General features: G+C 71.5%; 24 protein-coding genes. 18 read left to right on the top strand and 6 right to left on the bottom strand.

From position 1 onward, the window contains the following. Nucleotides 1-36: 36 nt before the first annotated feature. From infB to SS2_RS09895, 6 genes are all read left to right on the top strand, one after another. Nucleotides 37-2922: a translation initiation factor IF-2 gene (gene infB / locus SS2_RS09920; RefSeq protein ID WP_066463567.1), complete on the top strand. Its 2886-nt coding sequence runs from the start codon at nt 37-39 to the stop codon at nt 2920-2922. A gap of 116 nt (nt 2923-3038) precedes the next feature. Further along, complete coding sequence (gene rbfA / locus SS2_RS09915) at nt 3039-3521, top strand: 30S ribosome-binding factor RbfA (RefSeq protein WP_066463565.1); 483 nt, start codon at nt 3039-3041, stop codon at nt 3519-3521. Nucleotides 3522-3553: 32 nt separating this feature from the next. Next, nucleotides 3554-4525 (top strand): tRNA pseudouridine(55) synthase TruB, encoded by a 972-nt coding sequence (truB, locus tag SS2_RS09910; RefSeq protein ID WP_066463563.1) that lies wholly within the window; start codon nt 3554-3556, stop codon nt 4523-4525. A 109-nt stretch (nt 4526-4634) separates the two neighbouring features. Further along, entirely contained in the window at nt 4635-5594 is a 960-nt protein-coding gene (locus SS2_RS09905; protein WP_066463561.1) for a bifunctional riboflavin kinase/FAD synthetase, read from the top strand. Nucleotides 5595-5600: 6 nt separating this feature from the next. Beyond that, nucleotides 5601-6329 carry an ABC transporter ATP-binding protein gene (locus SS2_RS09900; RefSeq protein ID WP_066463560.1) on the top strand — a complete coding sequence of 243 codons (729 nt, stop codon included), beginning with the start codon at nt 5601-5603 and terminating at the stop codon, nt 6327-6329. After that, nucleotides 6329-7900, top strand: coding sequence for a DUF6297 family protein (locus SS2_RS09895; RefSeq protein ID WP_066463558.1), 1572 nt, complete (start codon nt 6329-6331; stop codon nt 7898-7900). The genes SS2_RS09900 and SS2_RS09895 overlap by 1 nt, the downstream gene beginning before the upstream one ends. A 15-nt stretch (nt 7901-7915) precedes the next feature. Here the strand turns inward: SS2_RS09895 and SS2_RS09890 are convergent, their stop codons facing one another. The 3 genes from SS2_RS09890 to SS2_RS09880 all read right to left on the bottom strand — a co-directional run bounded on the left by SS2_RS09890 (nt 7916) and on the right by SS2_RS09880 (nt 10414). Next, entirely contained in the window at nt 7916-8443 is a 528-nt protein-coding gene (locus tag SS2_RS09890) for a DinB family protein (protein ID WP_066463555.1), read from the bottom strand. Nucleotides 8444-8522: 79 nt separating this feature from the next. Continuing rightward, nucleotides 8523-9233: an ABC transporter ATP-binding protein gene (locus SS2_RS09885; protein ID WP_066463552.1), complete on the bottom strand. Its 711-nt coding sequence runs from the start codon at nt 9231-9233 to the stop codon at nt 8523-8525. Nucleotides 9234-9292: 59 nt separating this feature from the next. After that, nucleotides 9293-10414, bottom strand: a complete 1122-nt coding sequence (locus tag SS2_RS09880) for an FtsX-like permease family protein (RefSeq protein WP_066463550.1) — start codon at nt 10412-10414, stop codon at nt 9293-9295. A gap of 160 nt (nt 10415-10574) precedes the next feature. Between SS2_RS09880 and SS2_RS09875 the strand changes: the two genes are divergently transcribed. From SS2_RS09875 to SS2_RS09840, 8 genes are all read left to right on the top strand, one after another. Next, a complete protein-coding gene (locus tag SS2_RS09875) occupies nt 10575-11819 on the top strand; it encodes a sensor histidine kinase (RefSeq protein ID WP_066463877.1) in 1245 nt (414 codons plus the stop codon). After that, on the top strand, nt 11816-12493 hold the full coding sequence (locus tag SS2_RS09870) for a LuxR C-terminal-related transcriptional regulator (RefSeq protein ID WP_066463548.1): 678 nt from the start codon (nt 11816-11818) through the stop codon (nt 12491-12493). The genes SS2_RS09875 and SS2_RS09870 overlap by 4 nt, the downstream gene beginning before the upstream one ends. A gap of 128 nt (nt 12494-12621) precedes the next feature. Continuing rightward, the gene (gene rpsO / locus SS2_RS09865; RefSeq protein ID WP_066463546.1) at nt 12622-12891 is read left to right on the top strand and encodes a 30S ribosomal protein S15; all 270 of its coding nucleotides are present in this window, start codon (nt 12622-12624) and stop codon (nt 12889-12891) included. A gap of 231 nt (nt 12892-13122) precedes the next feature. Continuing rightward, nucleotides 13123-15342: a polyribonucleotide nucleotidyltransferase gene (locus tag SS2_RS09860; protein ID WP_066463545.1), complete on the top strand. Its 2220-nt coding sequence runs from the start codon at nt 13123-13125 to the stop codon at nt 15340-15342. A gap of 1 nt (nt 15343) precedes the next feature. Further along, nucleotides 15344-16669: a M16 family metallopeptidase gene (locus tag SS2_RS09855; RefSeq protein ID WP_066463544.1), complete on the top strand. Its 1326-nt coding sequence runs from the start codon at nt 15344-15346 to the stop codon at nt 16667-16669. Between the two features lie 132 nt (nt 16670-16801). Beyond that, the gene (locus SS2_RS09850; RefSeq protein ID WP_066463543.1) at nt 16802-17407 is read left to right on the top strand and encodes a DUF4126 domain-containing protein; all 606 of its coding nucleotides are present in this window, start codon (nt 16802-16804) and stop codon (nt 17405-17407) included. Nucleotides 17408-17601: 194 nt separating this feature from the next. Beyond that, nucleotides 17602-18378, top strand: coding sequence for a 4-hydroxy-tetrahydrodipicolinate reductase (dapB, locus tag SS2_RS09845; protein ID WP_281178681.1), 777 nt, complete (start codon nt 17602-17604; stop codon nt 18376-18378). Between the two features lie 7 nt (nt 18379-18385). Then, the gene (locus tag SS2_RS09840) at nt 18386-18832 is read left to right on the top strand and encodes a hypothetical protein (RefSeq protein WP_066463542.1); all 447 of its coding nucleotides are present in this window, start codon (nt 18386-18388) and stop codon (nt 18830-18832) included. A gap of 140 nt (nt 18833-18972) precedes the next feature. Here SS2_RS09840 and SS2_RS09835 read toward each other — a convergent pair whose 3' ends face one another. Together SS2_RS09835 and SS2_RS09830 are read right to left on the bottom strand one after the other, a co-directional pair. Then, the gene (locus tag SS2_RS09835; protein WP_066463541.1) at nt 18973-19482 is read right to left on the bottom strand and encodes a GNAT family N-acetyltransferase; all 510 of its coding nucleotides are present in this window, start codon (nt 19480-19482) and stop codon (nt 18973-18975) included. Nucleotides 19483-19514: 32 nt separating this feature from the next. Beyond that, nucleotides 19515-20987, bottom strand: coding sequence for an NAD-dependent succinate-semialdehyde dehydrogenase (locus SS2_RS09830; RefSeq protein ID WP_066463539.1), 1473 nt, complete (start codon nt 20985-20987; stop codon nt 19515-19517). Between the two features lie 128 nt (nt 20988-21115). Between SS2_RS09830 and SS2_RS09825 the strand changes: the two genes are divergently transcribed. Both SS2_RS09825 and SS2_RS09820 read left to right on the top strand, forming a co-directional pair. Further along, nucleotides 21116-21937, top strand: a complete 822-nt coding sequence (locus SS2_RS09825; RefSeq protein ID WP_066463537.1) for a thymidylate synthase — start codon at nt 21116-21118, stop codon at nt 21935-21937. After that, a complete protein-coding gene (locus tag SS2_RS09820) occupies nt 21934-22464 on the top strand; it encodes a dihydrofolate reductase (protein ID WP_083942106.1) in 531 nt (176 codons plus the stop codon). Before SS2_RS09825 ends, SS2_RS09820 begins: the two co-directional genes overlap by 4 nt. Nucleotides 22465-22470: 6 nt before the next feature. Here the strand turns inward: SS2_RS09820 and SS2_RS09815 are convergent, their stop codons facing one another. Continuing rightward, on the bottom strand, nt 22471-23256 hold the full coding sequence (locus tag SS2_RS09815) for a polysaccharide deacetylase family protein (RefSeq protein ID WP_066463535.1): 786 nt from the start codon (nt 23254-23256) through the stop codon (nt 22471-22473). A 183-nt stretch (nt 23257-23439) separates the two neighbouring features. On the opposite strand from SS2_RS09815, the gene dapA reads away from it, so the two are divergent. Both dapA and SS2_RS09805 read left to right on the top strand, forming a co-directional pair. Next, nucleotides 23440-24342, top strand: a complete 903-nt coding sequence (dapA, locus tag SS2_RS17755; protein ID WP_066463532.1) for a 4-hydroxy-tetrahydrodipicolinate synthase — start codon at nt 23440-23442, stop codon at nt 24340-24342. Further along, nucleotides 24339-26030, top strand: coding sequence for a ribonuclease J (locus tag SS2_RS09805; RefSeq protein WP_083942105.1), 1692 nt, complete (start codon nt 24339-24341; stop codon nt 26028-26030). The genes dapA and SS2_RS09805 overlap by 4 nt, the downstream gene beginning before the upstream one ends. Nucleotides 26031-26258 lie beyond the last annotated feature (228 nt).

The following is a 26258-nucleotide window of genomic DNA, read 5'->3' as shown; positions in this document are numbered from 1 at the left end:
TCCTCCCTGCCTTGGGTGGACCAAGACAGGAGAGTTGTGGCTAAGGTCCGCGTCTACGAGCTCGCAAAAGAGCTCGGGGTGGAAAGCAAGACAATCATGACCAAGCTGACCGAGCTCGGTGAGTTCGTCCGATCAGCATCATCAACCATCGAACCGCCCGTGGTTCGTAAGCTCCGCGACGCCTTCCCGGTGTCCGAGAGCGCCTCGGCCAAGCCCGAGGCCAGCAAGCCCGCAGCACCGCGTCCGGCCAAGCCGGCCGCTGCGCCTGCTGAGGCTGCACCCGCCGCTCCGGCCGCTGCTGCGGCCCCGGCCGCCACCCCGGCCGCTCCGGCGCCGGCTGCACCTGCCGCTCCGGCACCCGCAGCCCCCGCCGCTGCTGCTCCGGCCGCCACCCCCGGCCCCAAGCCTGCCGCCGCGACCCCCGCGCCGGCAGCACCGGCCGCCGAGGCAGCACCCGCTGCACCTGCCGCTCCGGCGCCTGGTGCACCGCGACCGGGCGCCCCGCGTCCGGGCAACAACCCCTTCGCCACGAGCCAGGGCATGCCGCGGTCGGGAGCGCCCCGTTCCGGGTCGCCGCGTCCGGGCAACAACCCCTTCGCCACGAGCCAGGGCATGCCGCGCCCGGGACAGCGTCCCGAGCGCGCCGAGCGCACGGAGAACGTCAACCCGGCGGCTGCTGCGTCCAACACCACCGAACGCTCGGGCGGACCTCGTCCTCCGGCACCGCGTCCGGGGGCTCCCCGCCCGAACCCGGGCATGATGCCCGGCCGCAGCGCGGCCGTCGGCCGTCCGGGTGAGCGTGCAGGCGCCGGTGGTGGCGCTGGTCGCCCCGGTGGCGGCGCAGGCGGTGGCCGTGGTGGCTTCACCCGTCCCGGCGGCGGCACCGGTGGCCCCGGCGGCGCGCCTGGTGGCGCACCTGGTACCGGTGGCGGTTTCGCTGGTCGTCCCGGTGGCGGTGGCCGTCCCGGTGGCGCCGGGCGTGGCAGCACGCAGGGTGCCTTCGGCCGTGCAGGAGGCCGTCCCGTCCGTGGACGGAAGTCGAAGCGGGCGAAGCGTCAAGAGTTCGAGCAGATGCAGGCACCGTCCCTCGGTGGCGTGCAGGTTCCTCGCGGAAACGGCAAGACCGTCGTCCGCCTGCGTCACGGCTCCTCGCTCAACGACCTCGCAGACAAGATCGACGCGAACCCCGCGAGCCTGGTCACGGTGCTCTTCCACCTCGGTGAGATGGCGACCGCGACCCAGTCCCTCGACGAGGACACCTTCGGTACCCTCGCAGCCGAGCTCGGCTACGTCATCGAGATGGTCTCGGCTGAAGAGGAAGACCGCGAGCTGCTCGGCGGCTTCGACATCGACCTCGACGCCGAGCTGGACGCCGAGGGCGACGAAGAGCTCGAGCCGCGTCCTCCGGTCGTGACCGTCATGGGCCACGTCGACCACGGTAAGACGCGACTGCTCGACGCGATCCGTCGCACCGACGTCGTCTCCGGCGAGGCCGGTGGCATCACCCAGCACATCGGTGCCTACCAGGTCCACCACGAGCACGAGGGCGTCGACCGCGCGCTGACCTTCATCGACACCCCCGGTCACGAGGCGTTCACCGCCATGCGTGCCCGTGGTGCGCAGGTCACCGACATCGCGATCCTCGTGGTCGCAGCAGATGACGGTGTCATGCCGCAGACGGTCGAGGCGCTCAACCACGCCCAGGCCGCCGGTGTGCCGATCGTCGTCGCGGTCAACAAGATCGACAAGGAGTCTGCGAACCCGGACAAGATCCGTCAGCAGCTCACCGAGTACAACCTCGTGGCTGAGGAGTACGGCGGCGACACCATGTTCGTCAACGTCTCCGCTCGCGAGGGTCTGAACATCGACGAGCTGCTCGGCGCGGTCCTGCTCACCGCAGACGCCTCGCTCGACCTGCGTGCGAACCCGAACAAGGACGCCCGCGGTGTGGCCATCGAGGCGAACCTGGACAAGGGACGTGGTGCGGTCGCGACCGTGCTCGTGCAGTCCGGAACGCTGCACGTCGGCGACTCGATCGTCGCCGGGACGGCCTACGGCCGCGTCCGTGCGATGTTCGACGAGCACGGCGAGCCCGTCGAGGCCGCGACGCCGGCCCGTCCGGTCATGGTCCTCGGTCTGACCTCCGTGCCTCGCGCCGGTGACACGTTCCTCGTGGCGCCCGACGACCGCACGGCTCGTCAGATCGCCGAGAAGCGTGAGTCCGCCGAGCGTGCCGCCCTCCTGGCCAAGCGTCGCAAGCGCATCAGCCTCGAGGACTTCACCCAGGCGCTCCAGCAGGGCAAGGTCGAGACTCTCAACCTGGTCCTCAAGGGTGACGTCTCCGGTGCCGTCGAGGCGCTCGAGGACGCTCTGCTCAAGATCGACGTCGGCGACGAGGTCGACCTGCGCGTCATCCACCGCGGTGTGGGTGCCATCACGCAGAACGACGTCAACCTGGCCACGGTCGACAACGCCGTGATCATCGGCTTCAACGTCAAGACCGGCGAGCGGGTGGCCGAGCTGGCCGACCGCGAGGGTGTCGAGATCAAGTTCTACTCGGTCATCTACCAGGCCATCGACGACGTCGAGGCAGCGCTCAAGGGCATGCTCAAGCCCGAGTACGAAGAGGCGCAGCTCGGCACCGCCGAGGTCCGCGAGGTCTTCCGTTCCTCGAAGTTCGGGAACATCGCCGGTTGCCTCGTGCGCTCCGGCACGATCCGTCGCAACACGAAGGCCCGTGTCCTTCGTGGCGGGACGGTCGTCGAGGACAACCTCACGGTCGAGTCGCTCAAGCGGTTCAAGGACGACGCGACCGAGGTTCGCGAGGGCTACGAGTGCGGTATCGGACTCGGTTCCTTCAACGACCTGCGCGTCGACGACGTCATCGAGACCTTCGAGATGCGCGAGAAGCCGCGTTCCTGAGTTCTCCTCTGACGCCGGTCCTGGCGCGGCGCTCACCCGAGTGCCGCGCCGGGACCGGCGTCGTCGTCTCTCTACGCACGCGTCCAGGACGCGTGCGACCACGAAAGGAAGCTGTCATGGTTGACCACCCCCGCGCGCGCAAGCTCGCCGAACGCATCCAGGTGATCGTCGCCCAGATGCTCGACACCCGGATCAAGGACCCCCGCCTGGGCTTCGTGACCGTCACGGACGTCCGCGTCACCGGTGACCTGCAGAACGCCTCGGTGTTCTACACCGTCATGGGCGACGAGGAAGCCCGTCAGGGCACCGCTGCGGCGCTCGAGAGCGCCAAGGGCATGATCCGCTCCGAGGTCGGCAAGCAGACCGGGATCCGCCTCACCCCGACCCTCGAGTTCCACCTCGACTCCGTGCCCGAGACGGCCGAGAAGTTCGGTGAGGTGCTCCTGGAGGCCCGCCGCCGCGACGCCGAGCTCGCCGCGCTGCGCGAGAACGCCACGTACGCCGGCGACGCCGACCCGTACAAGAAGGCCGGCGACGACGAGTCCGCCGAGTCCGACGGGGACGACCAGGACGACGCCGCCGCGACGCCCGCGGTCTGACCCTCTCGGAAGACCTCTGACCTGGAGACCCCATGACCTCCCACGACCAGCAGCCCGCACGCCCGACGCAGGCACCCGTGCGGGAGCGCCGACCCAGCGCTCCCGACGGCTTTGTCGTCGTCGACAAGCCGCAGGGCTGGACCAGTCACGACGTGGTCGCGCGGATGCGGCGGCTGGCCGCCACCCGCAAGGTGGGGCACGCCGGCACGCTCGACCCGATGGCCACCGGCGTGCTGGTCATCGGGGTGGGGCGGGCGACCCGCCTGCTCACCTACGTGGTGGGGGAGGACAAGGAGTACGCCACGACAATCCGGCTCGGGGTGGGCACCACGACCGACGACGCCGAGGGTGAGGTGACCACCCTTGCCGGCGCTCGTGACGTCGAGGCGTCTGCGCTGGCCGGCGCGGTGGCCGCCCTCACCGGCGACATCCACCAGGTGCCCAGCTCGGTCTCGGCGATCAAGGTCGACGGTCAGCGGGCCTACGCCCGGGTCCGGGCGGGGGAGACGGTCGAGCTGGCCGCGCGCCCGGTGACCGTGCGCCGCTTCGAGATCACCGACCAGCGCACCACCGTCGTGGACGGCGTGCCCGTCCTCGACGTCGACGCCACGGTCGTGTGCACCTCGGGGACCTACATCCGCGCGCTGGCCCGCGACCTCGGTGAGGCGCTGGGCACCGGGGGTCACCTGACGATGCTGCGTCGCGCCCGGGTGGGCGGCTACCGCCTGGACGCCGCCCAGTCCTTGGAGTCCCTCGAGGAGCAGGTGGAGCGCAACGGCGTCATCGACGTCATGCCGCTCGCCGACGCCGCTCGCGCGACCTTCCCGGTGCGCGACCTCACCGACGACGAGGTCGTCGCGCTGGGCTACGGCAAGCGTCTCGTCCCGCTGGGCGACGCACGGGGCACGCACGCCGGGATCAGCCCGGAGAACGAGCTCGTCGCCCTGCTCGACGAGTCCCAGGAGAGGTCCCAGCCGGTCGTGGTGTTCGCCCCGGCACGGTGAGGCATCGGTCACCTCGCCGTCCCTCAGACGGGTCGGGTGCCACGTCAGCGCGAGCGCCGTGGCAGGCTTGTCCCTGCGGTTCCCACCGCGTCGATCATCAGGAGTTCGTGTGCAGCGTTGGAATGGTCTGAGCCAGGTCCCTGCGGGGGTCGGGCCGTCCGTGGTGACCATCGGCAACTTCGACGGTGTGCACCGCGGTCACGCGCAGGTCATCACGCGTCTCGTCGACCGTGCCCGCGAGCTCTCCGCGCGCTCGGTCGCGATCACCTTCGACCCGCACCCGGCGCAGGTGCACCGCCCCGCCGAGGCGCCGCCGCTCATCTGCGGCCTCACCGACCGGCTCGACCTGCTCGAGCAGGCGGGCCTTGACGCCGTGCTCGTGGTGCCCTACACCCTCGAGCTCGCCCGGCTCACCCCCCGCGAGTTCGTCGCGGAGTACATCGTCGGCGCCCTCGGTGCGTGCACCGTGGCGGTCGGGCGGGACGTGCGGTTCGGGCTGAACAACTCCGGCACCCTCGCCACGATGATCGAGCTGGGCCAGGACCTCGGCTTCACGGTCGAGGTGATCGGCGACGTCGGCAGCGACGGGACGGCACGCTGGTCCTCCTCAGGGGTCCGTGAGCTGCTGCTGGCCGGAGACGTGGCCGGTGCCGCGCACGTGCTGGGCCGCCCGCACCGGCTGCGCGGCGTCGTCGTGCACGGGGACGCACGGGGCCGCGAGCTCGGCTTCCCGACCGCGAACCTCAGCCCGGACGCGGAGGGCATGGTCCCCGCCGACGGCGTCTACGCCGGGTGGGTGCGCCGCCCGTCCGCCACCCACGACGCGGTGCTGCCGGCCGCGATCTCCATCGGCACCAACCCCACCTTCGACGGTGTCCAACGTCGCGTCGAGGCCTACGTCCTGGACCGCACGGACCTGGACCTGTACGGCGAGGAGATCGTCGTCGAGCTCGTCGAGCGGCTGCGTCCCACGCTGCGCTTCGACGGCCTGGAGCCCCTCATCGTCCAGATGCACGACGACGTCGCGCGGGCCCGGGAGATCCTGGCCGCCGGTCCCGCCGGCGGATAGCACCCGGTGTCCGCCGAGCGCGCGGTACCCCCTGCGGCCGAGACCCTCGCCGCCGGCGCGGTCCTGCGCGCAGACGGCCTCAGCGTCGGGTATGCCGGCGCGCCCGTGTGCGCTCCGGTCGACGTCGTGGTCGGTGCCGGTCAGATGCTCGCGGTCATCGGCGCGAACGGGAGCGGGAAGTCGACGCTGCTGCGAGCCGTGCTCGGGTTGCTGGAGCCGCTCGCCGGGACGGTCGAGGTGCTCGGCCGTGAGGTCGACGAACGTGAACGCGCCTTCCGGAGCCACGTCGCCGGTGTCCTGGACGCCGATGCCTACTTCCCCGGCCTGACGACCCGGGAGCACCTCGTCCTCACCGCGCGCGGGCACGCGGTGCGGTCCGCCGGGACCGTGGTCGACGAGCTGCTCGACCAGTTCGGCCTGACCGGGCAGGCCGGTGCCGTCCCGGAGTCGCTGTCCTCCGGGCAGCGTCGACGCCTGCTGCTCGCCGCGGGCTTCGCCAGACCGCGCAGGCTCCTCGTCCTGGACGAGCCGGAGCAGCGCCTGGACGTCCGCATGCGGCGCACCCTCGCCCAGCTGATGCGCGAGGATGCCGCTCGCGGGGTGAGCATCGTCTTCGCCACGCACGACGAGGATCTCCTGGAGGGCACAGGCGCCCCGGCTCTTCTCGTGACAGACGACGTGTGCGAGGTGCTGTCTCCCGCAGCGGCCGTGGCCGCGCTGGCCCGCGGTCTGTGATGCTGCCCCGGCTCGAGACGGACCCGGACGAGGAGCTCAGCGGTGCCGAGATCCGGGACCTGACAGCGAGGGTGGCAGCCTCGCACCGCACAGCGCGGCGGGTGACGGTCCTGACCGACGGGCTCTGGCTGGTGACCGCCGCGGCGATCACCGTCGGCCTGGTCGTCGGAGCGGCCGGGGTGGTCCGTGACCTCGTGCTCGCGGCGCCGGAGGACGTGGCCGCGCCCGGGCTCGCGCTCCCCGCCCTGCGGATGCTCCTGCTGGTCGCCGGGCTCGCGCTGGCCGCCACGATGGCGGCGCGGCTCGGCCCGGTGGCGGTGTCCGGCGCCGGCCTGCGCTGGTGGATGCCGATGCCCGTGGACCGCACGAGCCTGCTCTCGGTGCGCCTGGTGCGTGCGCTCGGGCTGTGGTCGGTGTCGGGTGCTGCCTTCGTGACGCTGGTGACGGCGTCGACCGGCGTGCCTGTCACGCCGCGGAGCCTGACGACGAGCGCCGTCACCGGCATGCTGTGCGGCGCACTCGTGGTGACCGCGGTCGGTCTTCTGCAGCACCGCCGGTCGGTGCTGGCGGCGATCGTCGTGACGGGTGACCTCGTCCTGGCACTGACACCTGTGCTGGGCGTGATGCTCGTGGTGACTGGCGCCGCAGACCCGGGCGGCGGGAAGGGAGCCGGCTGGGACGCGCCCTGGTGGGGTGGGGGACGGGCTGCCGCGGTGGTGCTCGGCGGGGCTGGCTGCCTGCTCCTGGCGGGGGTGCACAGGTGGCACCGCGGGCTGGAGGGGCTGGGGTCGCGCACGCTCACGTCTGCGACCTCGGTGGCGGAGCAGGCTGGCACCGCGATGGTCTCCCTCGACCTGCGTGAGCTCGGCCGAGCCCTTGACGGTCCCGGGGTACGGCGACCGCCCCGACGTCCCGCCGGGCTGCGGTGGGTGCGCGGGCCGGTGACCGCGTTGCTGGCTGCCGAGGTGCTCGCTGTGGCGCGGAACCCGGTCCTGGTCGCCCAGGCCGTGGGCCTCGGTGCGCTCGTCGTCCTCGCTCGAGAGATCCCGGCGCTGGCTGGAGGTCTGGGGCACGCGGTGGTGCTCCTGGCCGTGGGGATCCGCAGCGCCCAGCTGGGGGCCCAGGGCGCGCGTGCGGCCCAGGGCTCACCGGTGCTCGACTCGCTGCTGCCGCTCAGCGCGCGAGCGACCCGGTCGGTGCGTGCCGTGGTGCCGGCCACGATGGCCTTGATCAGCTGCGGTCTCGGCTGCTCGCCTCTGGTGCTCGACGACCCGCGGTGGCTCGCGCTCTTGCTGGCCGCCGCCGGGTGCTTCGCTGCAGGCGCCGTGCGTGGTGCCTACCGGGAGCCGCCGCAGTGGTCAGCCCCGCTGCTGGCCACCCCTGCGGGGGCGGTGCCGACCGGTGCGCTGTCCATGGTCACCCGCGGCCCCGACCTCGCCGTCGCGGGCGCCCTCCCGCTGCTCGTCGCGGTGGTCGCCGGAACTCCGGCCTGGGGGATCGTCGGGATGCAGGTGCTGTTCTCGGGTGCGGCGCTCGCAGCGAGCTCGGTCGTCCGGCGCGCAGACGCGTGACAGGCCTGCGGCGCGTCAGGGGAGCGGGCGCGAGACGTCCCACAGGTGGTGGACGACGTCATGGATGAAGTAGCGGGCGAGGGAGTCGACCGTGAACCGGGACCCGTCGCTGCGCAGGCAGGTGCGCCCGGCCTGTGACTGCGGGATCGCCGCGAGCGTGGTCGCGAGGGCCTCACCGCTCGTGACCAGCTGGGCAGAGACCGCACGGGGGTCCTGCTCGTCGTAGCGGCTGGCGGCCGCAGTGGCGTCCTGGTCCCAGTTCTCCAGGAGCGGGTCGTCCTCGTCCAGCGTCCGGGCGAACCGCTCGGTGAAGACGTCGATGACGTCCCGGACGTGGGCCCCGTACTCGAGGGCGGACCACGTGTGCGGGTCGGGCCGGGTGGCCACGTCGTCGCGCTCGAGGATCGCCGGCCACAGCGCGACCGCGTCACGGAGCAGGCCGGGCACGTCGTCGAGCGTGATGGCTGAGGCGTCGAAGCCGCACTCCGGGCAGGCCCGCTCGGTCACCCAGGTCCAGTTCTTCGTGTCCGGTGAGATGGTCATGGCGGCAGCATAGGCACTGTTCACAGGCCGGTCCAGAGGTCCGTCCCGGCGGGGCGTGAGCGAACCGTGCGGACGCAGGTCACCGCGAGCGGGTGGCGTCGGCCCCAGCGGTGATCCGTCCGTCTGCGAGGTGGATCCTCGTCGGGACAGAGGCCAGCGTCGCCTCGTCGTGGGTGACGATGATCGTCGCCGCGCCGGACTCGCGGGTGAGGGTGGTGATGAGGTCGACGATCTGGATACCGCGGTCGTGGTCGAGGGCCGAGGTCGGCTCGTCGACGAGCAGCACCTCGGGGGAGCTCATCATGGCCCGGGCGATCGCGACGCGCTGGCGCTGGCCTCCCGAGAGCTGCGCGGGACGCTTCGCGGCCCACGGTGCCAGCCCGACGGCGTCGAGCAGCTCCATCGCCCGGCTGCGGGCCGAGCGTGGTGACCTGCCCTGCAGGTGCGCCATGAGCTCGAGCTGCTCCACGGCGGTGAGGGAGTCGATGAGCTGAGGCTGCTGGAAGACGATGCCGATCCGCTCGCGTCGCAGGCGGGCGCTCACGGCGTCGGGCGCGGCCTCGGGGTGACCGGCGGGAGCGTTGACGACGTCGTCGCCGATGCGCACGAGCCCCTGGGTGGGGCGGGTGAGCGTGGAGGCGACCGCGAGCAGGCTCGACTTGCCTGACCCGGACGGGCCGAGGACCGCCGTCGCGGTCCCGGGGGCCACGGTGAGGCTGACGTCGTCGACCGCGACGAGGTCGCGGTCCCCGTCGGGGTAGGTGAGGGTGATGTGGTCCAGGGTGAGCATGGTGGCCTTTCTTGCTGACTGACTGACTGAGTGGGAAGGCGGACGGCGGGGCAGGTCGATCAGCGGGCGGCGAGGGCCGCGTGCGGGTCGATGCGGGTGATCCGCACGACCGCCAGCAGCGCGCCGACCAGGCCGAGCGCCGCCAGGAGCAGAGCGGGGACGACGATCGTGCTGACGCCGATGACGACGGGCATGACCTGGGCCGCCAGGAGGCCGAGTCCTCCGGCCAGGGCTGCGCCGGTGCCGGTGCCCAGGAGCAGGACGATGAGCGCTTGCCCGATCGCGTCCTTGAGCAGGTATCCGTTGGATGCGCCCAGGGCCTTGAGCACCGCGATGTCACGGCCGCGGTTGATGGTCCAGACCGTGAAGAACGCGCCGACCACGAGGGCGGAGATCGCCACGAGGAAGGTCTGCATCATGGTCAGGGAGAGGTTCTCGGCCGCGAAGGAGCTGATCGCCGAGCGGGAGTCCTGCAGGCCCAGCGTCTGGGTCGCGAGCTCGTCGTCGGCTGCGGTGAGGACGTCGCCGGGCAGCGCCGAGCCGTCGGTGGTCTGCACAGCGACGACGGTCGCGACGAGGCTGGCGGCATCCGCGGACGCACCCGCAGCCGCGTCCGCGCTGCTCCCGCCGCGCGCACCGATCGCCTGCCAGTCTGCGAGCGAGACCCACACGACTGGGGTGTGGGCGTACTCCGCGTCGGAGTCGACGACCTCGACGGTGAAGGACTGCTGGCCGATGGTCAACGACGCTCCGTCGCTGGCGTCGAGCGCCTCGGCGGCGCCGGCGGACACGAGCACCTGGCCCTCGGACACCGCGGCCGGCGCCAGCTCAGAGCCTGGCTGGAGGCCGAAGGCGGTGACCGCCGCCGTCATGTCCTCGAGGGTCGCCCGGGTCTGCGCGACACCGAGCGGCTCGGCGCCCTCGACTCCGGCGACCTGGGACCAGCCCTCCCACTGCGACCGGTCGACCTGGGACTCGGTAAAGCTCGGGTCCGAGCCGGGTGCCTGAGCGAAGGACAGGTAGGTGGCAGGCAGGTCGACGACCGCGGAGGTGCTCGCCCTCCCGAGCCCGGCCGTCAGGCTCGCCAGGAAGCCGACGAGCACCGTGATGAGCGCGATGACGGAGGTCATGAGGAGGAAGCGGCCCTTGGCGAACCGGAGGTCTCTGAGTGCGACGAACATGGAAGGTCCTCTCGTGGACGGGACGGTGACTGCTTCCAGCCTGTCGCGCGGGGTCGCCGTGTAGATCAGGCGGGCGGACGTTCCTTCGGCGCCGCGAGATGGACCGCGATCTCCACCCTTTGGTTGATGCGTGGAGCTCGACCGTGGATACGGTGGAGCGGTGAGACCCCACGACGTCATCAAGGCAGCCCGCGGGCTGCAGGTCAGCCTGGACGTCCTCGTCGGCGCGCTCGTGGTGCTGCTCCTCGTCCTGTCGGTCACCGAGGGGGAGACGCCGCGCGGCTGGTTGGCTGCCGGTGTCCTCGTCTTCGCCTGCGTCTATGTGGCTGGCCGGCTGACCGTCCACGTGGCCGACTCCTCGGTCGACGCCCCGCGCGGTCAGCTGTGGCCCGGTGGGGCGTGGATGATCGCGCTCATCGTGGCGTGGGCAGGGCTGCTGCTGCTCGGCGACGCAGCGCTGTGGATCGCCTTCCCGCTGATGTTCCTGCAGATGCACGTCCTGGGCCCGCGTCGCGGCACCGCTGCGGTCGCGGCGACGACGGTGCTCGCCGTCCTGGGAGCGCTGCACAACGGGCTGACGCCGGTCGGCTCGGTGTTCGGCCCGGTCGTCGGAGCCGCGGTGGCGGTCGCCGTGGTGCTCGGCTTCGAGGCGGTGGTCCGCGAGTCCCAGGAGCGCCAGGCAGTGATCGCCGAGCTGACGCGGACGCGGTCGGAGCTGGCCCGCGCCGAGCGCGAGCAGGCGACCGCGGCCGAGCGTGAGCGGCTCGCCCGCGAGATCCACGACACCCTCGCCCAGGGGTTCTCCTCCATCAACCTCCTGCTACGGGCGGCAGACCGCTCGCTCGAGGAGGCGGACGTCGCCACCGCGCGGGAGCGGATCGCCCTCGCGCGCGACACCGCCCACGAGAACCTCGACGAGGCGCGCCGCGTGGTCAAGGCACTGGCGCCCTCCGGCCTCGAGACGACCTCGCTGGCCGGGGCGCTGGAGCGCCTGGCGGCGCAGTCCTCTCAGCGGTCGAGCATCGACTGGCACGTGAGCGTGAGCGGGGACCCGCGTGAGCTGCCGCTCACCGTGGAGGCGACGCTGCTTCGCATCGCCCAGTCCGCCGCCGCCAACGTCATCCAGCACTCCGGGGCCACCCGCGCGGATCTCACGGTCACCTACCTCGACGACGGCGTGGTCCTGGACGTGGTGGACGACGGTCGCGGCTTCGACCCCGAGCGTCCGGCGGTGGGCGCAGGCGGGTTCGGGCTCCCGGCCATGCGGTCGCGGGTGACCGAGCTCGGCGGGACGCTGACGGTGGAGTCGGCCCCTGGGGGAGCGGGGACTGCGCTCGCGGTCCATGTGCCCCTCACCGGCACACCGGTGCCGGCCGTGCCGCAGAGCGACGAGGTGGAGCGATGACGGGGACTCAGACCGGAGCGAGCGCACCAGGAGGCCACGGCGCACCCCTCGCCGTCGTGCTCACCGACGACCACCCGATCGTGCGCGCCGGGCTGCGCGCGGTGATCGACGCCGAGCCTGACATGTCCGTGGTGGCGGAGTTCCCCACCGCAGAGGACCTGCTCGCGGCGGTCCGCGGCGGCCTGAGCGCCGACGTCGTCTGCCTCGACCTGCGGTTCGGTCCGGGCCGGATGACCGGGGCGCAGGCTGCCGCGGAGCTGAGTGCGATCGCCGGTCCGCCGGTGCTCATCCTCACCACCTACGACTCCGACGCCGAGATCCTCTCCGCCGTGGAGGCGGGCGCGACGGGGTACCTGCTCAAGGACGCCCCGACCGAGGAGCTGACCACCGCGATCCGGGCCGCCGCCGCCGGTCAGGTCGCGCTCGGCCCGCTCGTGCAGCGCAAGCTGCTGGGCCGGCTGCGCGCCCCGTCGGTGTCCCTGACCCGGCGCGAGCTCGAGGTGCTCGAGCTCGTGGCGGCCGGCAGGTCCAACGACGAGGTCGCGGCCGAGCTCTTCCTGTCGAGGGCGACCGTCAAGACGCACCTGGTGCACATCTTCGACAAGCTCGGGGTGCAGTCACGCACCGCCGCGGTGGCGCGGGCACGGGAGCAGGGCGTGCTAGCCGAGCGGTAGACGGCCCTCTCAGCGGACCGCCCCGTCATGCTGCTAGACTTCGAACGCCGTTAGATCGGCCGCGGACAGATAGTGCTCGGGTGGAAATGCCCCAGAGCGCCGCGCAACGATACACACCAAGGAGAGCCGTGCCCCTCGACACTGCCACCAAGCAGTCCATCATGACCGAGTTTGCCACCACTGAGGGCGACACCGGTTCGCCTGAGGTTCAGGTTGCGATGCTCACGCAGCGCATCAAGGACCTCACCGAGCACCTCAAGGAGCACAAGCACGACCACCACAGCCGTCGTGGCCTGCTTCTCCTCGTCGGAAAGCGCCGTCGCCTCCTCGGGTACCTGCAGAAGGTTGACATCAACCGCTACCGCAGCCTGATCGAGCGTCTCGGTCTGCGTCGCTGACAGCATGCTTCATAGCCCGGTCCCTTGCACTTTAGGGGCCGGGCTAGTTCGGTATAACTGAGTTACACCTGAACAGCTTCACCCATCCGGTCCGTCTCGGATGCCCTTGTTCGGTCCTCGGTAGTGGGTCCCGGCAGCAGCGCGCACATGCGCCAGAACTGCTCCGTGAACCTCGATCGAAGACCGCCAGGGCACAGCGCGACGGATCCTTCGTCACAGAGGAGGGCACCCATGGAGGGTCCCGAGATCGAATTTGTAGAAACCACCATCGACAACGGGCGCTTCGGCACCCGCACCGTCCGCTTCGAGACCGGCCGTCTGGCCCGTCAGGCTGCCGGCTCCGCCGTCGCCTACCTCGACGGCGAGACCATGCTGCTCTCGGCCACGACCGTGGGCAAGCACCCCAAGGACCAGTTCGACTTCTTCCCGCTCACCGTCGACGTCGAAGAGCGCATGTACGCCGCGGGCCGCATCCCGGGCTCGTTCTTCCGCCGCGAGGGTCGTCCCTCGACCGACGCGATCCTCACCTGCCGTCTCATCGACCGCCCGCTGCGCCCGACCTTCACCAAGGGTCTGCGCAACGAGGTCCAGGTCGTCGTGACCGTGCTCTCGCTGCACCCCGACGACGCCTACGACACCCTCGCGATCAACGTCGCGTCGCTGTCCACGCAGCTGTCCGGCCTGCCGTTCTCCGGCCCCGTCGGTGCCGTGCGCATCGCCCTGGTCGACGGCCAGTGGGTCGCCTTCCCCAAGTACTCCGACAAGGAGAAGGCTGTCTTCGACATGGTCGTCGCCGGTCGCGTCGCCGGTGACGACGTCGCGATCATGATGGTCGAGGCCGAGGCCACCGACAACTCCTGGAACCTCATCAAGAACGAGGGCGCCATCGCCCCGACCGAGGCCATCGTCGCCGAGGGTCTTGAGGCCTCCAAGGTCTTCATCCGCCAGCTCTGCGAGGCTCAGGCCGCTCTGGCCGCCAAGGCCGCCAAGCCGGTCCAGGAGTTCCCGCTGTTCCTGGACTACCAGGACGACGCGTACGCCGCCGTCGAGGCCGAGGTCACCACCGAGCTCGCCAAGGCGCTGACCATCGCGGACAAGCAGACCCGCGAGGCTCGCCTGGACGAGCTCAAGGCCGGCGTCCTGGAGACGCTGGGAGACCGCTTCGAGGGTCGCGAGAAGGAGCTGTCCGCAGCCTTCCGCGCGGTCACCAAGCACCTCATCCGCCAGCGTGTCCTCACCGACGGTGTTCGCATCGACGGCCGTGGCCTCGCCGACATCCGCACGCTGTCCGCCGAGGTCGAGGTTGTCCCTCGCGTCCACGGCTCGGCGATCTTCGAGCGCGGGGAGACCCAGATCCTGGGCATCACCACGCTGAACATGCTCCGCATGGAGCAGCAGATCGACTCCCTCGGTCCGGAGACGCGCAAGCGCTACATGCACAACTACAACTTCCCGCCGTACTCGACCGGTGAGACCGGTCGCGTGGGCAGCCCCAAGCGTCGTGAGATCGGGCACGGCGCACTCGCCGAGCGCGCCCTCATGCCGGTGCTGCCGAGCCGTGAGGAGTTCCCGTACGCGATCCGCCAGGTCTCTGAGGCTCTCAGCTCCAACGGTTCCACCTCCATGGGCTCCGTCTGCGCCTCGACCCTGTCGCTGCTCAACGCTGGTGTGCCGCTGCGCGCACCCGTCGCCGGCATCGCCATGGGCCTCATCTCCGACGTCGTCGACGGCACCCCGCGCTACGCGGCCCTGACCGACATCCTCGGAGCCGAGGACGCCTTCGGTGACATGGACTTCAAGGTCGCCGGTACCCGTGAGTTCGTCACGGCCATCCAGCTCGACACCAAGCTCGACGGCATCCCCGCCTCGGTCCTCGGCGGCGCGCTGACCCAGGCCCGCGACGCCCGCTTCGCGATCCTCGACGTCCTGGCCGAGGCCATCGACGTGCCCGACGAGATGAGCCCCTTCGCTCCTCGCGTCATCTCGGTCCAGGTCCCCGTAGACAAGATCGGCGAGGTCATCGGCCCGAAGGGCAAGATGATCAACCAGATCCAGGAGGAGACCGGCGCGGACATCTCCATCGAGGACGACGGCACCGTGTACATCGGTGCGGTCGACGGCCCGTCCGCAGAGGCCGCGCGCGCGGCGATCAACGCGATCGCCAACCCGCACGTGCCGGAGATCGGTGAGCGCTTCGTCGGGACGGTCGTCAAGACCACGTCCTTCGGTGCCTTCATCTCCCTCTCCCCGGGCAAGGACGGACTGCTGCACATCAGCCAGATCCGCAAGCTCGTCGGTGGCAAGCGTGTCGAGAACGTCGAGGACGTCCTGGCCATCGGCCAGAAGGTCCAGGTCGAGATCGGTGAGGTCGACCCTCGCGGCAAGCTCTCGCTGCACGCGGTGATCGACGAGGCGGCCGCTGAGTCGGCCGACGCCGGGGCAGACGTCTGACGTGCCCTGGAACCTTCCGCTCGCCCCTGCCGGTTCGCCGGCGAACGAGCTGACCGCCGGGCAGGACGGTGCGACGATCCGTCGCAGCGTCCTGCCCGGCGGGGTTCGGGTGCTCACCGAGCACATGCCCGGGCTGCGCTCAGCGACCGTCGGCGCCTGGGTGGGAGTTGGCTCGCGTGACGAGACCAGCGGCCACTACGGCTCGACGCACTTCCTCGAGCACCTGCTGTTCAAGGGCACCCAGCGCCGCAGCGCGATGGACATCGCCGAGGCCTTCGACGCCGTCGGCGGCGAGGCCAACGCTGGCACCGGCAAGGAGCACACCTGCTACTACGCGCGGGTGCTCGACTCCGATCTGCCGATGGCCGTGGACGTCATCACGGACATGGTCACCTCGGCCCGCATCGACGAGGCGGAGCTGGAGACCGAACGAGGAGTGATCCTCGAAGAGCTCGCGATGAACGACGACGACCCGTCCGACGTCGCGCACGAGGAGTTCGCCGCGGCCGTCCTGGCCGGGCACCCCCTCGGCCGTCCCATCGGTGGCACCCCGGACACGATCAACGCCGTGCCGCGCTCCGCCGTCTGGGAGCACTACCAGTGGCACTACCGGCCGGAGACGCTGGTCATCTCCGCCGCGGGCGGCGTCGACCACGACGCCCTCTGCGCGCAGGTGGAAGCCGCGCTGTCTGACGGCGGCTGGGACCTGGCTGCCGGGGCCACGCCGCGGGCGCGGCGTGACTCCTCCGACATCACCGGCGTCGGAGAGGTCGGCACCGAGCTGACCATCCGGCGCACCGTCGAGCAGGCGAACGTCGTCATCGGCTCCACGGGGATCTCCGCCACGGACGACCGACGGTTCATCCTGTCGGTGCTCAGCGCGGTCCTGGGCGGGGGCATGTCCTCGCGTCTCTTCCAGGAGATCCGTGAGAAGCGTGGCCTGGCGTACTCGACGTACTCCTTCGCCTCCAGCCACGGAGGCATCGGCACCTTCGGGCTGTACGCCGGGTGCACCCCGGCGAAGGTCGACGAGGTCAGCGAGCTCCTCGTGAGCGAGCTGGAGCACCTCGCCGACTCGGGGATCACCACGGCCGAGCTCGAGCGCAGCGTCGGCCAGCTCTCCGGTGGACTTGTCCTCGGGCTGGAAGACTCCGGCTCGCGGATGAGCCGCCTGGGCAAGGCGGACCTGGTGACCGGTGAGCTGCTCAGCGTCGCCGAGTCGCTCGACCGGATCCGGTCCGTGACCGCGGACGAGGTGCAGGCCCTGGCCAAGGACCTCGCCGCGCGGCCCCGGTCGACCGTGCGCGTCGGGCCTTTCGGGGACTGATCCACCATGACGGATGTGGCCGGTCGCGCGAGCGACCGGCCACACGTGTCTCTGGGGGGCCTGCGGCTCGGCGAGACCCGGCGATAGACTCCGCTGATCGCGATCGACGCTTCTGTTTGAGGAGGGACCGGCATGCTGGGATTCATCACCGGGATCGGGCTCTCCGGGGCGGCCGGGCTCAACGCCTACGTCCCGCTCATCCTCGTCGGCCTCCTCGCGCGCTTCACCTCGGTCGTGACCCTGCCGCCGGCGTGGGAATGGCTCACCGACGAGTGGCTGCTCGCCGGGCTGGGGCTGCTGCTGGTCATCGAGGTGGTGGCGGACAAGATCCCCGCTGTGGACTCCGTCAACGACGTCATCCAGACTCTTGTGCGCCCGAGCGCGGGCGGCGTGGTCTTCGGAGCCGGCTCCGCCTCGCAGACCTTCGCGGTCGATGCGCCCTCGGACGTCCTGGACACCGATCGGTGGCTGCCGATCGTCGTCGGCGTCCTCATCGCCCTCGGTGTCCACCTGCTCAAGTCCTCGGCGCGTCCAGCCATCAACATCGCGACCCTCGGGGTGGGCGGCGTGGTGGTGAGCTCCCTCGAGGACGGGGCATCAGCGGGCATGACCCTGCTGGCCCTGGTGGCACCGGTGATCGCGCTCGTGGCGCTCGTCGTCGCACTCGTGATCGCCGTGCGCCTGTGGCGCCGGGCTCGACGCCGGAGCCTCAGACCGACACCCCTCCCGTCGCCCTGACGGACAGGCGCTCGCGCGAGGCGAGCACCGCCCAGAGCATGAGAGGCGACAGGACGCGCGGTCGGAGTGCCGATGGGCTTCGCCGAGCGGCTCGCCCCTGGTGTCGATGCACTCTCATCGGCCTCACCAGGTGACCTTGACCGCCGGGCACCAGGGAAGGCCGACCATCACGACCGGGCGGATATCCTTGCCTCGTGACTGACTCAGCTACTCAGACGATCAAGGTCGCGGTGCTCGGTGCCGCCGGCCGCATGGGCCAGACGGTGTGCGCGGCGGTCGAGGCCGCCCCAGACCTCGAGCTCGTGGCACGCTTCGACGCGGGCGACGACTTCTCCGTCGTCGCGGACTCCGGCGCCCAGGTGGCAGTCGACTTCACCATCCCCGCGGTGACCGAGGCCAACGTGCACGCGCTCATCGACGCCGGGATCCACGCGGTCGTCGGCACGACCGGCTGGACCGAGGAGTCCCGCGGCCGGGTTGCCGAGCATCTCGCCCAGGAGGGTCCTGCGAGCCAGGGCCTCGGCGTGCTCATCGCCCCGAACTTCGGTCTGAGCGCCGTCCTCGCGATGACCTTCGCCGCCAAGGCCGCACGCTACTTCGAGTCCGCTGAGGTCATCGAGCTGCACCACCCGGACAAGGTCGACGCCCCCAGCGGCACCGCCCGCCACACCGCCGCCGCCATCGCGGCGGCCCGTGCCGAGGCCGGCGTCGCGCCCAGCCCCGACGCGACCGAGACGGGCTTCGAGGCCCGCGGGGCCGACGTCGACGGCGTGCGGGTGCATGCGGTGCGGCTGCGCGGGCTGGTGGCCCACGAGGAGATCCTCTTCGGCAACGCCGGTGAGCAGCTGATCATCCGTCAGGACTCCTTCGACCGGGTGTCCTTCATGCCTGGTGTGCTGCTCGCGATCCGCGAGGTCGTCTCCCGCCCAGGCCTGACCGTCGGCCTGGACAACGTCCTCGACCTGTCCTGAGCCGGCGATGAACAAGAAGGCGCTGCTCGGCGCGGTCGCGGTCACAGTTCTGCTCGCGCTGTACGTCTACGCGATCTGGGGCCGGGCACAGGCACTCATGGGGACCGGAGAACCGGTCGGCATCGCGATCGGCGTGGGCGTGCTCATCATCCCGCTGCTCGCGGTCGCGCTCATCGCCCGGGAGTGGTGGCTGGGAGTCGTGGTGCAGCGGATGGCTGACGAGCTGGCCGCGGCCGGCGAGCTGCCGGTGGACGACCTGCCGCGCTCGCCCGGGGGACGGATCGACCGGGACGCGGCCGATGCGGCCTTCGTCGTGATGCGCGAGCGCGTGGAGGCTGAGCCGGAGAGCTGGAAGGCCTGGTACAACGTGGCCTTCGCCTACGACGCCGCCCGCGACCGCAAGCGCGCCCGGTCCGCCCTGCGCACCGCAGCCCGCCTCTACCGAACCCGCTGACCCATCCCACCCCCAGCGCCCCACCCGCACCGCTGAGTGCACGATAACGGGCGTGTCGCACCGGCGTGTCGCGGACATTACCGTGCACTCAGCGGGGCTGGCAGGGCCAGCGGGGCCAGCGGGCGCGCGGGCCGGGTGGGTCAGAGCTCGGCGGACCAGCGGGCTTCGGTGACGTCGCGGACGCCGGTGGCCAGGGTGCGGCGTCGGCCGTCGGGGCCCAGGCCTGCGCCGGAGAGGAACTGCTCGCGGGCGGGGTCCTCGTCGAGCACCCAGGTACTCACCTCGTCAGCGCCATCGGCCCGGATGCGGTCGACGGCCGCCGAGAGCAGACGCGAGCCGTGACCGGAGCGCTGCTCCTCCGGCAGCACCTCCAACGCGACGATCTGGCCCGGGCCCACGGCGGCGAAGCCGACCACGTCGGCCCGGCGGCACGCGACGAACACGGCAAATCCTGGCCCGGGTGGGGCGGTGATGGCCGCCGCCCACTGCTCGCGCATGCGCGCCACGTCCAGGGCCGCCATGACGTCCTCGCCGAGCACGCTGTCGTGCGAGAGCCGCCAGGCGGCGAGCTGGACGTCGGTGACCGCGTCGACGTCCTCGGGCTGGGCCGGACGGACGGAGACGTCAGCCGATTCTGTGAACAGTGCCATGCGGTGACCCTATCGCGCGTCCGAGACGCACCTCACATCGCGACATAGACCGTCTCCAGGTACTCCTCGATCCCTGCCTCCCCGCCCTCGCGGCCGAGCCCGGAGTGCTTGAGCCCGCCGAAGGGCGCGCTCGCGTCCGAGACGAGGCCACGGTTGATGCCGATCATCCCGGCCTCGATCTCCTCCGTCAGGCGCATCGCCCGGCCCAGGTCACGGGTGTAGGCGTAGGCCACCAGCCCGTACTCGGTCCCGTTGGCGAGCTGGAGCGCCTCCTCCTCGGAGCCGAAGGTCACCACCGGCGCGACCGGCCCGAAGGTCTCCTCGGTCACCACCACGGACTCCGGTGAGACGTCGCTGAGCACTGTCGGGAGATAGAAGTGCCCTGTGCCAGACGGCGCGCTGCCGCCGATCCGCACACGCGCGCCGTCGTCCACGGCCTGCTGGACGGCCGCGTCGACCTTGTCGACCGCAGCCGCCTCGATGAGGGGGCCGACGGTGACGTCGGGCACCGAGCCGTCGCCCACGACGAGGGCGTCGAAGGCCGCCCGGAGCCGCTCGGTGAACTCCTCGGCGACCGAGGCCTCGACGAGGAAGCGGTTCGCCGCGACGCAGGTCTGCCCGGAGTTGCGCATCTTGGCGGTCATCGCCCCAGAGACCGCGGCGTCGAGGTCGGCGTCGGCGAAGACGAGGAAGGGAGCGTTGCCGCCGAGCTCCATGGAGGTGCGCAGCACCCCGGTCGCCGCCGCTCGCAGCAAGCCCTGCCCCACCTGCGTGGAGCCGGTGAAGGACAGCTTGCGCAGCCGCGGGTCGGCGAGGATCGGCTCGGTGACCGCGCCCGAGGACGACGTCGGCACGACGTTGATCACTCCGGCTGGCAGCCCGCGTGAGGCGAGCGCCTCACGGACGATCTCGGCGACGTACAGCGTGGTCAGCGGGGTGAGCCGGGCGGGCTTGATGACCACCGTGCACCCGGCGGCCAGGGCCGGCGCGATCTTGCGGGTGACCATCGCGAGGGGGAAGTTCCACGGCGTGATGAGCAGCGCCGGCCCGACGGGCCGGCTGCGCACCAGCTGGGTCCCGGTGCCCGCCGGCGCCGTGCGCACCAGACCGGGGGAGCGCACCGCCTGCTCGGAGTACCACCGGATGAACTCCGCGCCGTAGGCGACCTCGGCCTGGGACTCCGCGAAGGGCTTGCCGCACTCCGCGGTGATGAGCGCCGCGATGTCCGCGGCGCGCACCGTGATGACGTCGAAGACCTCGCGCAGCACGTCCGAGCGGACGCGTGGAGGTGTGGTGCGCCACTGCGCAGCGGCGCCGGCGGCGGCGTCGAGCGCGCGGAGGCCGTCGGCGGGGCTCGCGTCGGAGACGTCGAAGAGCGACTCCTCCGTGGCCGGGTTGCTCACCTCGAAGGTGGTCCGGGTGGAGGACGCACCCCACTCGCCGTCGATGAGCAGCGTCGTGGGCAGGTGCGATGCGAGGGTGGGTGGGATGACGGAGGTGTCCATCTGCCCAGTATCGTCGCGACCGCCCAGGGCCGCGCCGCGACGAGCCCGGGCATGCCGCGACGAGACCAGCCGCGCCGCGGGGCAGTCGCGTGCGTGCGGGGAGACCGGTGCGATCTAGGATGGCAGCCATGACGAGCGCTCCCCACGATGCACCCCGTCCCACCCAGTACGAGGACCTCCTGCGTCTGGTCATGGAGACCGGCACTCCCAAGTCCGACCGCACCGGGACCGGTACCCGCAGCGTGTTCGGCCACCAGATGCGCTTCGACCTGCGCGCGGGCTTCCCGTTCGTGACGACCAAGAAGGTCCACCTCAAGTCCGTGGTGGGCGAGCTGCTGTGGTTCCTGCGCGGGGAGTCCAACGTGGCGTGGCTGCAGGAGAACGGCATCCGGATCTGGAACGAGTGGGCCGACGCCGACGGCGACCTCGGTCCCGTCTACGGCGTGCAGTGGCGCTCCTGGCCGACGCCGGACGGCCAGCACATCGACCAGATCACCCAGGTGCTGCAGACGCTGCGCACCAACCCGGACTCACGCCGGATGATCGTCTCGGCCTGGAACGTCGCCGAGCTCGACGCCATGGCCCTCATGCCGTGCCACGCCTTCTTCCAGTTCTACGTCGCGGACGGGCGGCTGTCCTGCCAGCTCTACCAGCGCTCCGCCGACCTCTTCCTGGGCGTGCCCTTCAACGTGGCCAGCTACGCGCTGCTCACCCACATGGTCGCCCAGCAGGTGGGCCTGGAGGTCGGGGACTTCATCTGGACCGGTGGCGACTGCCACATCTACGACAACCACCTCGACCAGGTCACCGAGCAGCTCTCCCGGGAGCCGTACCCCTTCCCGCGCCTGGAGCTGCGCAAGGCCGCCTCGCTCTTCGACTACGGCTTCGACGACGTGCAGGTCACCGACTACCTCCACCACCCCGCCATCAAGGCGACGGTGGCGGTGTGAGCGACTCCCTCGCCCTGGTCTGGGCGCAGGCCCGCGCCGGGGTGATCGGCGCCGACGGCGTCATGCCCTGGCACCTGCCCGAGGACCTCGCCCACTTCCGGCGCACCACGGCCGGCGCGCCGGTCCTCATGGGCCGCGCGACGTGGGAGTCGTTGCCTGAGCGCTTCCGGCCGCTGCCCGGCCGCTCCAACGTCGTGGTCTCCCGCCAGGCGGGCTACCAGGCGCCCGGCGCCCTCGTGGTGGACTCGATCGAGGCCGGGCGCGCCGCGGCCGGCCCAGGGCGCACGTGGGTCATGGGCGGGGCGCAGATCTACGCAGCCACCATCGACGACGCCGACCTCCTCATGGTCACCGAGATCGACCTCGACGTCCCCGGGGATGCCTTCGCCCCGGTGATCGGGGCTGAGTGGGCGCCTCAACCGCTGCTGGCAGGCTATGGGCCCGACGACGCCGTCGACAGCGACGGCTGGCGGGTGGCTGCCTCCAGGGTGCGCTACCGCTTCCTGCGCTACACGCGCACAGCCTGAGCTGACCTAGACGGCGACCGACTGCGATGCGGCGAGCAGGTCTGAGACGGTGACGAAGGCGTACCCGTCCGCCGTCAGCTCGCTGAGCAGGCGCCGCACCGCCACGTACAGCGCCTCCTCCGGCGTACCGCGGCCGTCGTGGCACAAGATGATCGTGCCCGGGCTGGCGGTGGCGACGTCGAGATCGACCTTGGCCTCCGCGTCCCAGGTCGGCAGGTGGTGGGACCACAGGGCGACCTGGTACCCGAGCTCAGCCGCGGCGAAGAGGCCCAGGGAGTCGATCCGTCCGTACGGGGGCCGCAGCAGCGTGGGTGGCGTGCCCGTGACGTCGGTGATCGCCTCGTGAGTGAGCGTGAGGTTGTCCCACAGCTCGTCATAGCTGAGGTCGGTGAGGTCGGTGTGGCGCGCGGAGTGGCTGGCCACCTCGTGCCCGGCTGGATGGACCGCCTCGGTCACCGCCGGGTGCGCCCGCACGGCGTCGCCCATCTGGAAGAAGGTGGCCTGGGCGCCGTGGTCGGCCAGCGCGTCCAGGACCAGCGGGGTCCAGCGAGGATCGGGGCCGTCGTCGAAGGTGAGTGCGACGAGCTTGTCGGCCGTGCTCACCCGCCAGAACACCTCGGTCCGGGCCGGCGCGGTCGACGTCTCCCGCCGCGGTGGGACGCGGTCGGTGGGGGACTTGCGGGCCGGGCGCAGGGGAGAAGACGGACCGGCGGCTCCCATGACGGCCAATGCGGAGACCGCGCTCAGCGCGGAGGCGCCGAGCAGCTGACGGCGGCTGATGACGTGCGCCATGACGGGGAGTCCTCCAGAGATGTCGACGTGACGGCCACACGGCCTCGGGGACACGGCGCCCGGCCCGTCGACTGGCGGGGCGCTGCACAGGGTATCGGTCTGTTGTCCTGATCTGCGACGACCTGGATGGTCGGCGTGTTGAGCAGGCGCACGCACAGCCCGTGCTCACGGTAGTTTTGTGCCATGGCGCTTCCCTCCACGCAGACCCAGCCCTTCGGAACCTTGCTCACCGCGATGGTGACGCCCTTCACGGCGGACGGGTCCCTCGACCTGGACGCGGCCGTCACCCTCGCCCGCCACCTGGTCGACAACGGCCACGACGGGCTCGTGCTCAACGGCACGACAGGGGAGTCGCCGACCACTCACGCCCCCGAGAAGGCCGAGCTCGTGCGCGCGGTCGTCGACGCGGTCGGTGACCGCGCGGTCATCGTCGCCGGCGCCGGGTCCAACGACACCGACCACTCCATCCGGATGGCCGAGCAGTCCGCCGAGGCCGGAGCCCACGGCCTGCTCGTGGTCAACCCGTACTACTCACGCCCCTCCCAGGAAGGCATCTACCAGCACACCGTGGCCATCGCGGACTCCACGGACCTGCCGGTCATGCTCTACGACATCCCCGGACGCTCGGGCGTGCGCCTGGCCCCGCAGACCTACGAGCGCCTCAGCGCCCACGAGAAGATCGTCGCGGTCAAGGACGCCACCGGTGACGTCTACGGCGCCGTCGCCAACATGTCCCGGACCGACCTGGCCTGGTACTCCGGGGACGACGCCCTCTACCTCGCCTTCCTCGCCCACGGCGCGGTGGGCCTGGTCTCCGTCGTCGGGCACGTCGTCGGTCCGCAGCTGGCAGCGATCGGGGAAGCCTTCCGCGCCGGCGACACCGCCGCCGCGGCCACCCAGTTCGCCGCCCTCGTGCCGGTCATCGACGCGATCATGGGCGCCGGGTTCGGCGTCGTCATGGTCAAGGCGGCGTTGGTCGAGCTCGGCCTCATCCCGACCATGACGCTGCGCCTGCCCCAGGTGCCGGCCACCACGGAGGAGACCGAGCTGGTCCGCAAGGCGCTGCGCGGCGTCGGGCTCGTCTGACCGTGCCCACCTTCGCCCGCCCCACCGCGCCCCCGCCCGCCCTCGCTGACGGCACCCTGCGGGTCGTCGCCCTCGGCGGGCTCGGCGAGATCGGCCGCAACATGGCGGTCCTGGAGTACGGCGGTCAGCTGCTGATCATCGACTGCGGGGTGCTCTTCCCCGAGGAGGGGCAGCCGGGCGTCGACGTCATCCTGCCGGACTTCACCTGGATCGCCGACCGCCTCGAAGACGCCCAGGCCGTCGTCCTCACCCACGGGCACGAGGACCACATCGGCGCGGTGCCCTACCTGCTGCGTCTGCGCCCGGACCTGCCCGTGGTGGGCTCGCGGCTCACCCTCGCGCTGGTCGAGGCCAAGCTCGTCGAGCACGGCATCGCCCCGGTGCTGCAGGTGGTCACCGAGGGGGAGACCGCCGCACTGGGGGAGTTTTCCTGCGAGTTCGTCGCGGTCAACCACTCGATCCCGGACGCGCTCGCGGTCGCGGTGACCACCGGGGCCGGGACGGTGCTGCACACCGGCGACTTCAAGATGGATCAGCTGCCCCTGGACGGGCGGGTGACCGACCTGGCCGCCTTCGCCCGCCTCGGCGCGACGGGGGTGGACCTATTCATGGTCGACTCCACGAACGCCGAGGTCCCCGGCTTCCTGGCGTCGGAGCGGGAGATCGGGCCGGTGCTGGACGCGGTGTTCGCCAGCTCACACCAGCGGATCGTGGTGTCCTCCTTCGCCTCCCACGTCCACCGCGTCCAGCAGGTGCTCGACGCCGCCGCCCGGCACGGGCGCCGGGTCGCCTTCGTGGGCCGGTCGATGGTGCGGAACATGGGGCTCGCGGCTGAGCTCGGCTACCTGCACGTGCCTGACGGGCTGCTCGTCGACGCCACCGCGGCCGAGGCGCTGAGCAGCTCCGAGGTGGTGCTCATGTGCACCGGTTCACAGGGGGAGCCGATGGCCGCGCTGTCGCGCATCGCCCGGGGCGAGCACAAGGTCCGGGTGGGACCCGGGGACACGGTGATCCTGGCTTCCTCGCTCATCCCCGGCAACGAGAACTCGGTCTTCGCGGTGATCAACGGCCTCACCCGGCTCGGCGCGCGGGTGGTGCACGGGGGCAACGCGAAGGTCCACGTCTCCGGTCACGCGAGCGCCGGCGAGCTCCTCACCTGCTACACCGTGGTCCGCCCCAAGAACGTCATGCCGGTGCACGGGGAGCCCCGTCACCTGGTGGCCAACGCCGGGCTGGCGATCGCCAGCGGCGTCGCGCCCGAGCGGGTCGTGCTCGTGGAGGACGGTGTCGTCGTGGACCTGCGCGACGGCGTCGCGACCGTCGTGGGCTCGGTGCCCAGCGAGCACGTCTACGTCGACGGGTCGAGCGTGGGGCTGCTCTCGAGCAGCGACCTCAAGGACCGCCTGGTGCTGGCGGAGGAGGGCTTCGTGTCCTTCTTCGTCGTCGTCGACGAGGAGACGGGACTCGTCGCCGCGGGACCGCAGGTCGTCGCCCGGGGATTCGCCGAGGACGAGGCGGTGTTCACCGACATCCGGGCGCAGATCGTCACGGACATCGAGGCGGTCTCGACCCCTGGTGCCATCGACGTCCATCTCCTGCAGCAGACCATGCGCCGAGCGGTGGGCCGCTGGGTGTGGGGGAGCCTGCGGCGTCGGCCGATGATCGTCTCGGTGGTCACTGCGGTGTGACCGCAGTGTGACCGCGCCCGCACCCGGGTGCGAGTGGTGACCGAGCATCCCGGTGGGGTCGATGGGGAGTCCTCCCCCTCGTGTCATGCCTGATGAGTGCATATGTGGCAGGCGCCTCCGTGTAGCCTGATCCCGGTCTTCGCAGACCAGCCGGACCAACCCTCCGGCTGTCGCCGCACGACGTCGACGTCACCTGCGCACCGCGCGCCGCTGTTGGAAGGGGCCTTC

It is taken from the genome of Sanguibacter suarezii NBRC 16159 (genome assembly GCF_001552735.1).
Taxonomy (GTDB): Bacteria; Actinomycetota; Actinomycetes; order Actinomycetales; family Cellulomonadaceae; genus Sanguibacter; species Sanguibacter suarezii.
The sequence above is the reverse complement of the archived record's forward strand: the minus strand, read 5'-3'. Positions and strand labels throughout refer to the sequence as shown.

Excerpts from the sequence above, each read along its gene's own strand:
- rbfA (WP_066463565.1), top strand. The coding sequence starts at position 3,039 with ATGGTTGACCACCCCCGCGCGCGCAAGCTCGCCGAACGCATCCAGGTG.
- truB (WP_066463563.1), top strand. The coding sequence starts at position 3,554 with ATGACCTCCCACGACCAGCAGCCCGCACGCCCGACGCAGGCACCCGTG.
- SS2_RS09895 (WP_066463558.1), top strand. The coding sequence starts at position 6,329 with ATGCTGCCCCGGCTCGAGACGGACCCGGACGAGGAGCTCAGCGGTGCC.
- SS2_RS09890 (WP_066463555.1), bottom strand. The coding sequence starts at position 8,443 with ATGACCATCTCACCGGACACGAAGAACTGGACCTGGGTGACCGAGCGG.
- SS2_RS09885 (WP_066463552.1), bottom strand. The coding sequence starts at position 9,233 with ATGCTCACCCTGGACCACATCACCCTCACCTACCCCGACGGGGACCGC.
- SS2_RS09880 (WP_066463550.1), bottom strand. The coding sequence starts at position 10,414 with ATGTTCGTCGCACTCAGAGACCTCCGGTTCGCCAAGGGCCGCTTCCTC.
- SS2_RS09870 (WP_066463548.1), top strand. The coding sequence starts at position 11,816 with ATGACGGGGACTCAGACCGGAGCGAGCGCACCAGGAGGCCACGGCGCA.
- SS2_RS09860 (WP_066463545.1), top strand. The coding sequence starts at position 13,123 with ATGGAGGGTCCCGAGATCGAATTTGTAGAAACCACCATCGACAACGGG.
- SS2_RS09850 (WP_066463543.1), top strand. The coding sequence starts at position 16,802 with ATGCTGGGATTCATCACCGGGATCGGGCTCTCCGGGGCGGCCGGGCTC.
- SS2_RS09840 (WP_066463542.1), top strand. The coding sequence starts at position 18,386 with ATGAACAAGAAGGCGCTGCTCGGCGCGGTCGCGGTCACAGTTCTGCTC.
- SS2_RS09835 (WP_066463541.1), bottom strand. The coding sequence starts at position 19,482 with ATGGCACTGTTCACAGAATCGGCTGACGTCTCCGTCCGTCCGGCCCAG.
- SS2_RS09830 (WP_066463539.1), bottom strand. The coding sequence starts at position 20,987 with ATGGACACCTCCGTCATCCCACCCACCCTCGCATCGCACCTGCCCACG.
- SS2_RS09825 (WP_066463537.1), top strand. The coding sequence starts at position 21,116 with ATGACGAGCGCTCCCCACGATGCACCCCGTCCCACCCAGTACGAGGAC.
- SS2_RS09815 (WP_066463535.1), bottom strand. The coding sequence starts at position 23,256 with ATGGCGCACGTCATCAGCCGCCGTCAGCTGCTCGGCGCCTCCGCGCTG.
- dapA (WP_066463532.1), top strand. The coding sequence starts at position 23,440 with ATGGCGCTTCCCTCCACGCAGACCCAGCCCTTCGGAACCTTGCTCACC.